Origin of the sequence: Pustulibacterium marinum, assembly GCF_900116665.1 — a bacterium.
Lineage (GTDB): Bacteria > Bacteroidota > Bacteroidia > Flavobacteriales > Flavobacteriaceae > Pustulibacterium > Pustulibacterium marinum.
Window position 1 is genome coordinate 109322 of sequence record NZ_FPBK01000003.1, and the last position, 12261, is coordinate 121582.

The window sequence follows — 12261 nt, forward strand, 5'->3', positions numbered from 1 at the left end:
TTATGAAGCACTTATTCCCCCTTTTGAGCTTATTTATGTTCGCCATCAGCTATGGCCAATCTGCAAACTATAATTACACCATTTCTACTGAAGATCCAAACACGCATTATTATCATATAAGTCTTGAAATAAATAACATAGATCAAGATACACTAACACTCAAAATGCCAGTTTGGACACCTGGTTATTATCTAATTCTAGATCACGCTAAAAACATAAAGTCTTTTGAAGCAAATACTACTACTCAAGAATTATCGTTATTTAAAACCAATAAAAATACGTTCAAGGTTATTACAAATGGCAGTAAAACCGTTCAAATAACTTATGATGTTTATGCGTTTGAACGTTCCGTTGCACATCCCTTTTTAGATGACGGTAGAGCTTTTATGTGCCCAACAGGACTCTTCTTATATCCAGAAAACAAAGAACAGTCAGTAACTTTAAAAGTCATTCCTTTCAAAAGTTGGAAAAGTATCACTACAGGATTATCCAAAATCAAAGAAACCGAAAACACTTATTTTGCTAAAGATTTTGATGTTTTATATGACAGCCCATTGCTTGCCGGTGATGTAGCTACATCATCATTCGATCTAAACGGAATATCCTATGAAATGGCCATGGAAAACCCTCCGTACCTAGATATTTCTGAGAAATCTAATTATGTAAAAGATCTTAAAAAAATCATTGAAACAGGATCTGGGATTATTGGTGATATTCCATATACAAAATATGCTTTTCTCTTCATGGGAAAAGGCTATGGTGGTTTAGAGCATTTAAACTCTATGGCTGTTTACAACAATACCGAAAAATATACTGTAGGTAATAACGATGGCTATATCAACTGGCTTTCTTTTATTGCCCATGAATATTTTCATTTATACAATGTAAAATCAATACGACCAATAGAATTAGGTCCGTTTGACTATGATCATGAAGTACATACACCCATGCTTTGGTTTTCCGAAGGTGGAACCGTTTATTACGAATATATGATTCTAAATAAAGCCGGAATTATCAATACTCAGAAAACTTTAGACATGATTTCAGGGACTATCAAAGCTTTTGAAAATATTCCTGGGAGACAATTTGAATCTGCTGCTGATTCAAGTTTTGATACATGGAATAGTTTTTTCAGTAATTCCAATCATACCAATAACACCACCATTTCATATTACAATATTGGATGTGCCTTGACTATGATTTTAGATTTAGAAATTCGTCATGCATCCGAAAATAAAAATTCGCTAGATAATGTGATACGCTATCTATATAACCACTATCATAAAGAATTAAACAGAGGATTTACTGATGATGAATTTCAACTAGCTTGCGAAAAATTTGCTACATCTAGTTTAGATAACTTTTTCAAGTTAACCACTTCTACAGAAAAAATTGATTATCAAAAATACTTGGATTACGCGGGAATCCTAATTGATACAACTCCGCAACCAATATCAAAATGTTTTACAGGTATTCAAACTAATGGAACTACAATTTCTTTTATTGAATTCGGTTCTCCTGCAGAACGTGCTGGCTTGAGCGTGAAGGATGAAATCTTAGAAATAAACGGAAAGCCCTATTCAAAGGATAATTCTATAAATACAGTTGAGGCTGCATTGAATCCTAATGAAACCATTACTATCAAAATAAAGAGAAGAACTGGAGAAAAGACTTTGAAACTTACTTTAGGTAGTAAAAGTTATCCTTCTTATAAAATGACTTTAGACCCAAATGCTACAAAAGCTCAAAAGAAATTCAGAGAAAATTGGTTACGTAATTAATGGCTAACCATTTTAACATACGTGAAGCCCAAGAAAAAGATCTTCCACAGATACTATGGATTTTGAATGATGCTATTAAAAATACAACGGCAATCTATCATTACGAAGAACAATCTCAAAGTCAATTTCAACAATGGTTTCAAGATAAACTGTTGAACAATTTTCCGGTTTTTATTATTGAAGAAAATGACATCATCATGGCTTACGGAACCTATGGAACGTTTCGCCCATTTGCAGGTTTTCAATTTACTGTAGAGCATTCAGTCTACGTACATCCAGAGCATCAGGGAAAAGGACTTGGAAAAATCATGTTGCAAGCTTTAATTGAAAGAGCTACTAAAGATGGTTTTCATTGTATGATTGCAGGGATTGATGCTGAAAACACTTCCAGCATTGCATTTCATAAAAAATTCGGATTTAAAGAAGCAGGGAGATTTCCGCAAGCCGGAAGAAAATTTGACCGCTGGTTAGATTTGGTCTTTATGCAATTACTCTTAAAATAAAAAGCAGGCCGTAAGCCGGATTCTGTCAAAGCCTTATCATTTATCTAGATTTACAGTTACCTGCAAATTCAAACCGCCTACCCTCCAACATCGGACGAGCAGCCCTCAAACATTGGTTTACATGGCGTTGCACCGCATAGAGTTTACCTGATTTCACTACAGCATTACCTGTACATCCTTTCTGTTGCACTTGTCCTCGCCTCACGACGGACGGCCGTTAGCCGCTATGCTTGCTCTATGGTGTCCGGACTTTCCTCTTGTTACCAAGCGATAAGATAGCCTGCTTTCTGCTGCAAAAGTAGTTTTTTAAACTGAAGCTTTTTAAATACTTCTAAAAGAAATTTCCTATGTTGATAACTACCCTATAAAATCAGATTTTACGCCTACCATTTTAACCACTCATTTTCTATATTTGCCACTATGGAACACTTTGTTGTATCAGCAAGAAAATACCGTCCGCAAACTTTTAAAGATGTAGTTGGCCAAAAAGCCATTACAAATACTTTATTAAACGCTATAGACAATAATCATTTAGCGCAAGCTTTATTGTTTTGTGGTCCTCGTGGCGTTGGTAAAACTACGTGCGCACGTATTCTTGCGAAAATGATCAATAGTGATGGTACAGAGCGGGAAGATGAAGATTTTGCATTTAATATCTTTGAGCTTGATGCCGCTTCTAATAATTCAGTAGATGATATTAGAAATTTAATTGATCAGGTTAGAATTCCACCACAGGTAGGAAAATACAAAGTGTATATCATTGACGAGGTTCACATGTTGTCTTCTGCAGCTTTCAATGCTTTTTTGAAGACACTGGAAGAACCGCCAAAACACGCTATTTTTATTTTAGCGACTACCGAAAAACACAAGATTATACCTACGATTCTTTCGCGATGTCAAATTTTCGATTTTAAGAGAATTACTGTTACAGACGCAAAAGAATATTTGAAATACATTGCCGAAGAACAGGGAATTGAAGCCGAAGACGATGCATTACATGTTATTGCTCAAAAGGCTGATGGTGCCATGCGCGATGCACTTTCTATCTTTGACCGAGTGGTTTCTTTTTCCGGAAAATATTTAACGCGACAAGCGGTTACAGAAAACCTGAATGTTTTAGATTTTGAAACCTATTTTACCGCAACTGAATTCATCCTGGAAAATAAAATTCCTGATTTGATGTTGCAGTTCAATGAGATTTTAAGTAGAGGTTTTGATGCGCATCACTTTGTAAGTGGTTTAGCAAGTCATTTTAGAGATTTAATGGTTTGTAAAAATGAAGCTACCATTCCGTTACTAGAAGTTGGTGAAGAAGCCCAACAAAAATATGCGGAACAAAGTAGAAAAACTTCCATGCCATTTTTATTGGAAGCACTCAAACTTGCCAACGAATGCGATCTCAATTACAAAACCAGTAAAAATCAGCGTTTGCTCATTGAGCTTTGTTTAATGCAATTGGCCTCCATCACTTATGATGGAGAAAAAAAAAATGGTAAACCCTTCATAATTCCGGCTACTTTTTTCATCAATACAGAAAAAGTTCCTGTAAAAGAAGTTGCTCCAACCAATGCCATTCCGCCAACAATTACTGAAACAACCACTCCACAAGCGGTAAAAGAACCTATTCCTACTCCGGTTTCAAAACCAGCAGCTCCAAAAATAGATCTGAAAAATATGCCGAAAGGTGTATCTGGGTTTTCCTTGAAGAGCATCAAAGCTAAAAAGGAACTAGAGAAAAATAGAGTTGAAGATATTGTAGACGAAGAAAACCTTCCTCGTGAAAAATTTACCGAAGAAGAAATGCAAGAATATTGGAACAAGTATGTTGCAAAGCTTGAAAAAGATGGTAAAAAAATCATGGCTTCTAACTTAACGGTTGATACGCCACGAATGAAAAACCCAACTACCATTTGGATAGAATCTCCAAACGATGGTATTAAGCACGATATCATTAATCAGCAAAATGCATTGTTAGCATACTTAAAGAAAAAGCTGAAAAACTATGATATTTCTTTACACATTACGGTAAACGAAGAAACTGCCAAAAAATTTATTTTCACGCCACAAGAGAAGTATGAAAAGCTGCGCGAAACCAATCCGGTAATCGATTTGTTACGCAAAGAATTTGATCTCGATTTGTAATGCAAACTTATATTTGTCTTTTACGAAGCATCAATGTCTCTGGAACCAATATTATCAAAATGGCAGAATTACGTTCATTTTGGGAAAACTTGGGTTTTTCAGAGGTGAAAACGTATATTCAAAGTGGGAATATTATTTTCAAAAGTACATCGAAACCTGATGTTTCAGTTTTAGAAAAAGCAATTGAAATTCAATTTCAAACTAAAAATGTTTCGGTAATTATAAAAACTCCAGCACAACTGGAAACCATTATCCGTCAGAATCCTTTTCTTTCCCTAAAAGATTTCGACCCGAAAAAAATGTACATTTCGTACTTTCAAGAAATTCCAGATACTAGCAAACAAAAAGATTTTGAGCAACTTCAATTTGGTGAAGATCAATTCAAAATCATAGACGATGTACTGTATATTTACTTTGGTATTTCGGCTGGAAAAACTAAACTTACCAATAAAATTATAGAAGGAAAACTTGGAATTTCGGCAACTACCAGAAATTGGAATACTACGAATAAACTATTTTCTCTAGTTTCTTAAAATTTTCACGCAACCTTTTTTTCATCAGTACATCTACATAGTAGAAAAAATTGCAATCTATATACTTTGCCATGATGAAGAGAAGCATTTCCTGATAAGCTTAGGAGATGCTTTTTTTTGTTCTGAAACAAATTAACTATCCCAAAAGAACTTTTCTCAATTTTACTATTTTTGTAAAAAACAGGAATTATGCTTGGTTTAAAATTGCCTACCGACCCAAGATGGGTAAATATTGTAGAAAAAAACATTCACGAAATATTGACAGACCACGCTTTTTGCGAACAAAAAGCAACTTCAACAGCCATTTCTTTCATAGTACTTTTCCCTGAATATACTGATTTGGTTCAAGAAATGACAGCTTTGGTAAAGGAAGAAATCAGTCATTTTAAAATGGTACATGACAAAATTATTGCTCGTGGCTGGACGCTGGGAAGAGATAGAAAAGACGAATATGTAAATAAACTGATGACCTTTTTCCCGAAAGGCGGAAGCAGAACAACGTTTATGATTCACAAGCTTTTATATGCGGCATTAATTGAAGCTAGAAGTTGTGAACGTTTCCGATTACTTTCCGAGCAAATTGCAGATCAAGAATTGGCTGAATTCTACCGAAACTTGATGGCGAGCGAAGCTAACCACTACACTATGTTTTTAGGGTTTGCACGTAAATACGGAGACCGAGAAGAGGTTGACAAAAAATGGCAAGATTTGTTAACTTTTGAAGCCGAAATCATGAAAGAATTGGGAACCAAAGAAACTATGCACGGATAAATCGTTCACTTTATAAAATAAAAAAGCGCCTAATAGGGCGCTTTTTTATTTATTTATTTTCCGATGCCGTCTGCTCTTCTTGGCTGTAATATAAACTTTTTACAATACCATCTGAAAGTCCAATTTTTGGAACATAGATTTTTTTAGCTCTACTCCATTTCATGGCATTCATATAAATTCTTGCTGCCGGAATAATAACATCTGCACGGTCTTGATTCAAACCAAGAACAGAAATTCGTTCCTCATAAGAAAACGACATTAAGAACTGATAATAACTACTGATGTAAGAATAGGTTAATGCGGCACCTTCCTTCTTACCAGAAATTTTGAAAATCTTATTGATGTTTCCACCAGATCCAATCAATGCTACGTCTTCAAAACCTTTTGTATGTTCTTTGATCCAGTTTTCAACTTCAATCCAAGTATCATGACTCACGGTTTCATTTAACAAACGAACTGTACCTATTTTGAAAGATTTTGAAGCTACTGTTTCGCCCTGAGCATAAACAGTAAACTCTGTACTACCTCCACCAACATCAACATACAAGTAATTTTTATCGCCTTCTATCAAAGTTTTCAAATCGGTAGCTGCAATGATTGCCGCTTCATCAGAACCGTCTATAATTTCTATATTAACTCCGGTTTTCTTTTTAATCGTCTTTGCAAGATCTGCTCCATTTTTTGCTTCTCGCATGGCCGATGTAGCACAAGCACGGTAATCTTCTACCTTATGTACTTTCATTAGTATTTTGAAAGCTTGCATGGATTCTAACAAACGATCGGAGTTCTCATCAGATACTTTTCCGTTTAAAAAAACATCGGTACCTAAACGGATGGGAACCCGTACCAAACTACTTTTTGAAAAAGTTGGTGGTTTATTATCGGTTTCCAAAACATTTGAAATTAATAGCCTTACGGCATTAGAACCTATATCTATAGCGGCAAACTTTCTTACTCTCATACTTTCAAATTATATTAAACTACTCGGTTTTTCTTAAGATAATACTCGTACGTTGCAAATTGCGAACGTACCTTTGGCAAATCATTCACTCTATATGCATTATCTTGTTTTTCTGAAATAATTCGGGCTTTTACATTATCACTCCAGCAAATTTCAAAGGTATCTAATAATTCATGCTTGATACTTTCATCATAAATAGGGCACGAAACTTCCACTCTATTTTCTATATTTCTGGTCATCCAATCGGCGGAAGAAATATAGAATTTTGGATCATTATTATTCCCAAAAATATACAAACGTGGATGCTCTAAAAATTTATCAACCACACTAATGACTTCGATATTTTCACTCATTCCAGGAACTCCGGGAATTAAGCAACAAACACCACGAACAATCATTTGAATCTTTACTCCTGCTCTACTAGCCTCGTAGAGTTTATCTACCATTTTATAACTGGTAATACTGTTCATCTTCAGTTTTATCCAAGCAGGTTTCCCCTCTTTTGCATTCTTAATCTCAGTCTTGATTAATTTTGAAAAAGAGCTTTTGGTATAATGTGGTGAAACAATCAAATGTTTATAGCGATGAATTCTGTAGTTGGTTTCAAAAAACTCAAAGACTTTATTCACCTCTTTTAGAATAGGCTGATGCGCAGTGAAAAGTGTATAATCAGTATATATTTTTGCAGTAGACTCATTAAAATTTCCGGTACTAATGAATCCGTATCGTTTAATTTTTCCTGCTTCTTCACGTTCAATTACACAAATTTTACTGTGAACTTTTAACCCTGGAACACCAAAACGAAGGTTAATTCCTTCCGACTGTAAAACCTCTGCATATTCTATATTGGCTTCCTCATCAAAACGTGCCTGCAATTCTATTTGAACGGTTACTTTTTTTCCATTCTTCACCGCATTTATCAATGAACTAGCTACCTGAGAAAGTTTTGCCAAACGATAAATGGTAATTTTAATGGTTTTAACCTGTGGATCCAAAGCAGCCTCTCGCAAAAATCTTATCACATAAGAAAACGTATGATATGGTGTATATTGAAGAAAATCTTTTTCAGCAATTTTGGAAAGAATACTTCCTTCCATATCCACATCCTTGATAGGTAACGGCGGATAGGAATTGTACAACAAGTCTGTTCTACCCAAACTTGGGAATCCCATATAATCTCTACGGAAATGGTAGCGACCTCCTGGTATTACACTATCAGTATTATCAATTCCCATTTTCTGCATAAGATATTTTAATGTATCTTTTTCAAGATCTTCATCATACACAAAACGAACTGGCTCACTACTACTTCTTCCTTTAACACTACTATGAATTTTCTCTATAAAACTCATACTTAGATCATTATCAATATCTAATTCTGCATCTCTGGTTATTTTTATCATATATGCCGAAATATCTTCGTACTCAAAAATGCTAAAAATACTATTCAAAGAATACCTGATTAAATCATCTAACATGATAATGTAACTGCGCTCCCCTACTTTTGGCAATACAATAAACCTGTCGATAGTTCGTGGAATTTCTATCAAGGCATATTTATTATCTTTCTTAACGGAAACCGGTTTTAAAAGTCGTTTTACACCACTATTTTTTTCGGTATTTTTCAGCGTCATTTTCACAGCTAAGTATGCTGCACTATCCTTCAATACCGGAAATTCATTAAGATCGTTCAAGATAATAGTCACCAAAGCAGGTGCAACTTTATCTACATAATAATTTTTGATAAAATTCTTATGCACAGCCTCTTCTACTTCGGTTTCGTTGATGATAAATATATTTTCATCACGCAATTGATGGTGAATATCATCTAGAATATCCAAACTCTCAGATTGTTGCTTGATTACAATCTCCGTAATATCCTCCAGCAAATCCTTCGCAGCTCTACCACCTAAGAAATTTTCGCCGGTCTCAGATGAAAGGGCAATCCTTTTTACAGTTGCATAACGTACTTTGAAGAATTCATCTAAGTTATTTGAGAAAATACCAATAAAACGTAACCTATCTAACAAAGGCACTTTGGGATCTGCAGCTTCCTGTAAAACCCTGGCATTGAACTGCAACCAGCTAATTTCTCTATTTATGTATTGATTTTTTACCTTATCCATTTACTTTAATTCCTTAGGAAATATACTATTTTTTGTGATTCCTTGCGAGATTTCGCTCCATTTCTCTTCGGAAAATTGCAACCAAACTACTCCAGTCGTAGGTACATTTGCAATATGCTGATTGCCCAACGTATTTGCCAAAGCCGTGAATGCATGATTATGTCCAAAAAGCAAAACGGTATTTAAATTATCTGACAAGTTTTTAATAAAACGAAGTACACGTTGTCCACCAAAATCATAAAGTTCCTCTTCTTTTGTTACTTTTTCTAAAGGATACTCTAATGCTTCACAAATTAATTTACAGGTGCTGAAAGCTCTATTTGCTGGACTTGAAAAGATGGCATCAATAGAAAGTTGATATGATTTCAACTCTTTTCCAATAAGCGCTCCATCCATTTTTCCTCTGGATTTAAGCGGACGCATTTCATCGGGAACATCATACTTCCAAGATGATTTACCATGTCTTATTAAAATGAGATTTTTCATACTACGGAGCTAGTCGTTCTAATTTCCAATCAAAATCTTCTTGTAACGTATAGCGAAGCCTATCATGCAAACGATTTGGACGCCCTTGCCAAAACTCCATACTTTCTGGTCGTACCAAATAACCTCCCCAATGTGATGGCCTTGGAACGTGTTTTCCTTCAAACTGAGTTTCTAGTGATTGTAATTCGTCTTCTAATACAGCTCGGTTAGCAATGACACTACTTTGATGCGATACCAAAGCTCCTAACTGACTTCCGTGCGGGCGCGATTCAAAATAACCATCAGACATATTTTCTGATACTTTTTCAGCCTTTCCCTTTATAATGATTTGGCGTTCCATTCCCGGCCAAAAGAAAGACAAACATACATTTGGATTTTCTGCTATGGCTTTTCCCTTTTCACTTTCGTAATTCGTGTAGAATATAAAACCTTCGTGTGTATATTTTTTTAATAAAACCACGCGCGTTTTAGGAAAACCATCAGCGCCAATAGTTGCTACACTCATGGCATTGGCTTCATCAACAGAATCTGAAGCTTCTACTTCATAAAACCAAGTTTGAAACAATTGTAACGGATTATCTGAAACTTCCTGTTCGGTAAGTTCACTTTTATCGTATGTCTTTCTATAGTCGCTAAGATCTTTTTGCATGACTCGTATTTTGTAAGCAAGGTACGAGTTCTTGGTTTGTTTTAAAAGTAGTAATAGTAGTCTTTACCGTATTTTTAAGAAGAATTTACAAAAGATCGGCATCCAATTAATATCAAAATTCAAACACTTTTCCATCTTGAGCCAATGCAACGGAAGGAAAAACCTCAGCTGCTTCTTCTTTAAAAGCTTCTTGCCCATCATAGCGAGTAGAATAATGGCCTAAGATTAAGTTTTTAGCTTCAGCTTCGCTCGCAATCATACCTGCTTGTTTTGCAGTGGAATGCTTGGTATGTTCACAAAGATGTTTATGCTTGTCCAAGAAAGTTGCTTCGTGATATAAAGCGGTAACACCTTTGATTAACGGAATAATATCCGGCTTGTATTTGGTATCACTACAAAACGCATAACTCTTTGCTGATGGTGGATCAAATGTCAATTTTTCATTAGATATTACAGTACCGTCTTCCAAAGTAACATCCTTCCCGTTTTTGATATTTTGATAATAACATTTATCAATCTCGTAATTTAAAACAGCATTGATGTCTAGCTTACGTTCTTTTGGTTTTTCGGTAAACAAAAATCCGTTGGTATATACACGATGCGATAAAGGAATGGTTTGCACCGTTACTCGTTCATCATCCAGAATTACTTCAGAATCCTTGGAAGTCAACTCATGAAAATACAATGGATATGTGGTATAGGAATTTCCTAATTTTAAATACAATAAAATAGCCTCTTTGATACCTTTTGGCCCGTAGATATGTAATTCGGTTTCCCGGCCTAGCATTTGAAAAGTAGATACCAACCCGGGCAAACCAAAGAAATGATCGCCATGTAAATGTGATATAAATACATGTTTAATGCGATTGAATTTGATTTTATTTTTTCTAAGTTGTACCTGCGTTCCCTCTCCACAATCTATCAAAAAGATACGATTATTGATTTCCAATACCTGAGCGGTAGGATTGTTCAATGTTCGGGGAGTAGCGCTATAACAACCTAGGATGGTAACCTTCATTATGCATCAAAGTCTAAATCGCGCTCTATTTCTTCCATTTCTATGATATCATGCGCTTCTTGCAAAGTTGGTACTACTTCCAACTCATCTGGAAGGTCGTCGTAAGAAATATCAGAAGCTACAATAACAAACGATTTATTGCGCTCGCGATGTGCATTTGACAAGGGTAAAAACTCTAACAAATCATCTACCGAAAGTTTATTGATAGAAAACAGGTTGATGATGATATGGTCACTCTTAATGCGCTCATAGGCTTCTTTATAATTCTTAATGAATTCGCCTACAGACATTTTTTCGTTGGTTACAATACTGGTGTTATCGTTTTTACTTAAAATCATAGCTTATTTAATTTTAGATGCTAATAAATAAATTACTGCCATCCGAACAGCTACTCCGTTTTCTACTTGATCAAGAATAATAGCCTGATCGGAATCGGCAACTTCACTTGTAATTTCTACACCGCGGTTGATAGGTCCCGGGTGCATGATGATAATTTCTTTGTCTAAAGCGTCGAGCATTGGTTTGGTTAAACCATATTGCTGAACGTATTCTCTTGTTGATGGAAAATAACTAATATCCAATCGTTCATTTTGAATACGAAGCATGTTGGCCACATCGCACCATTGCAACGCTTTTTGAAGATCTGTTTCTACTTCAACGCCTAATGAAGTAATATATTTTGGAATCAATGTTTTTGGTCCGCAAACCTTTACATTGGCTCCTTGTAATTTTAATGCAAAAATATTTGATAATGCTACACGCGAGTGTAGAATATCACCCACAATCACAACGTTTTTACCAGCTACATCTCCTAATCTTTCACGAATAGAATACGAGTCTAGCAAAGCTTGTGTTGGGTGTTCGTGCGCTCCGTCTCCGGCATTTACAATGCTTGCTTTTACATGTTGCGACAAGAAAACACCTGCTCCAGGATTTGGATGACGCATTACTACCATGTCTACCTTCATAGACAAAATATTGTTTACTGTATCTATCAACGTTTCTCCTTTTTTCACAGAAGACTGCGCTGCAGAAAAGTTTACAACATCTGCCGATAAACGTTTTTCAGCCAGCTCAAAGGAAAGTCTGGTACGTGTACTGTTTTCAAAAAACAGGTTGGCAATGGTAATATCTCTAAGTGAAGGCACTTTTTTAATGGGACGGTTGATCACTTCTTTAAATTGATCGGCTGTCTCAAAAATCAACTGAATATCTGCCTCGTTGATATATTTTATCCCCAATAAGTGTGGCACACTTAATTCACTCATTCTTTTTGTACTTTATAGTTGTT

Annotated in this window: 12 protein-coding genes and 1 other RNA gene; 5 read left to right on the top strand and 8 right to left on the bottom strand. The window is 35.3% G+C overall.

Annotated features, from left to right (window positions below; all coding sequences use genetic code 11):
* The first annotated feature begins 2 nt into the window (after positions 1 to 2).
* Both BM383_RS06510 and BM383_RS06515 read left to right on the top strand, forming a co-directional pair.
* Positions 3 to 1781, top strand: coding sequence for a M61 family metallopeptidase (locus tag BM383_RS06510; RefSeq protein WP_093024255.1), 1779 nt, complete (start codon positions 3 to 5; stop codon positions 1779 to 1781).
* Entirely contained in the window at positions 1781 to 2284 is a 504-nt protein-coding gene (locus tag BM383_RS06515; RefSeq protein WP_093024257.1) for a GNAT family N-acetyltransferase, read from the top strand. Before BM383_RS06510 ends, BM383_RS06515 begins: the two co-directional genes overlap by 1 nt.
* Here the strand turns inward: BM383_RS06515 and rnpB are convergent.
* Positions 2281 to 2571, bottom strand: an RNA gene (gene rnpB, locus BM383_RS06520) — RNase P RNA component class A. The genes BM383_RS06515 and rnpB overlap by 4 nt on opposite strands.
* 133 nt (positions 2572 to 2704) lie before the next feature.
* Here rnpB and BM383_RS06525 point away from each other — a divergent pair.
* The 3 genes from BM383_RS06525 (at position 2705) to miaE (ending at position 5730) form a co-directional block, all read left to right on the top strand.
* Positions 2705 to 4426 (top strand): DNA polymerase III subunit gamma/tau, encoded by a 1722-nt coding sequence (locus tag BM383_RS06525; RefSeq protein ID WP_093024259.1) that lies wholly within the window; start codon positions 2705 to 2707, stop codon positions 4424 to 4426.
* Complete coding sequence (locus BM383_RS06530; RefSeq protein ID WP_093024261.1) at positions 4426 to 4959, top strand: DUF1697 domain-containing protein; 534 nt, start codon at positions 4426 to 4428, stop codon at positions 4957 to 4959. The genes BM383_RS06525 and BM383_RS06530 overlap by 1 nt, the downstream gene beginning before the upstream one ends.
* A 189-nt stretch (positions 4960 to 5148) precedes the next feature.
* On the top strand, positions 5149 to 5730 hold the full coding sequence (miaE, locus tag BM383_RS06535) for a MiaE family protein (protein ID WP_093024263.1): 582 nt from the start codon (positions 5149 to 5151) through the stop codon (positions 5728 to 5730).
* Positions 5731 to 5779: 49 nt separating this feature from the next.
* On the opposite strand, the gene BM383_RS06540 is transcribed toward miaE, so the two are convergent.
* The 7 genes from BM383_RS06540 to BM383_RS06570 all read right to left on the bottom strand — a co-directional run bounded on the left by BM383_RS06540 (position 5780) and on the right by BM383_RS06570 (position 12238).
* Positions 5780 to 6691, bottom strand: coding sequence for a Ppx/GppA phosphatase family protein (locus BM383_RS06540; RefSeq protein WP_093024265.1), 912 nt, complete (start codon positions 6689 to 6691; stop codon positions 5780 to 5782).
* A gap of 14 nt (positions 6692 to 6705) precedes the next feature.
* Complete coding sequence (gene ppk1, locus BM383_RS06545) at positions 6706 to 8817, bottom strand: polyphosphate kinase 1 (protein ID WP_093024267.1); 2112 nt, start codon at positions 8815 to 8817, stop codon at positions 6706 to 6708.
* Positions 8818 to 9303 carry a SixA phosphatase family protein gene (locus tag BM383_RS06550; RefSeq protein WP_093024269.1) on the bottom strand — a complete coding sequence of 162 codons (486 nt, stop codon included), beginning with the start codon at positions 9301 to 9303 and terminating at the stop codon, positions 8818 to 8820.
* 1 nt (position 9304) lies between these two features.
* Positions 9305 to 9952, bottom strand: a complete 648-nt coding sequence (pdxH, locus tag BM383_RS06555; RefSeq protein ID WP_093024271.1) for a pyridoxamine 5'-phosphate oxidase — start codon at positions 9950 to 9952, stop codon at positions 9305 to 9307.
* A gap of 112 nt (positions 9953 to 10064) precedes the next feature.
* On the bottom strand, positions 10065 to 10970 hold the full coding sequence (locus BM383_RS06560) for a ribonuclease Z (RefSeq protein ID WP_093024273.1): 906 nt from the start codon (positions 10968 to 10970) through the stop codon (positions 10065 to 10067).
* The gene (locus tag BM383_RS06565) at positions 10970 to 11308 is read right to left on the bottom strand and encodes a ribonuclease Z (protein ID WP_093024275.1); all 339 of its coding nucleotides are present in this window, start codon (positions 11306 to 11308) and stop codon (positions 10970 to 10972) included. Before BM383_RS06565 ends, BM383_RS06560 begins: the two co-directional genes overlap by 1 nt.
* 3 nt (positions 11309 to 11311) lie before the next feature.
* A complete protein-coding gene (locus tag BM383_RS06570) occupies positions 11312 to 12238 on the bottom strand; it encodes an aspartate carbamoyltransferase catalytic subunit (protein ID WP_093024277.1) in 927 nt (308 codons plus the stop codon).
* Positions 12239 to 12261 lie beyond the last annotated feature (23 nt).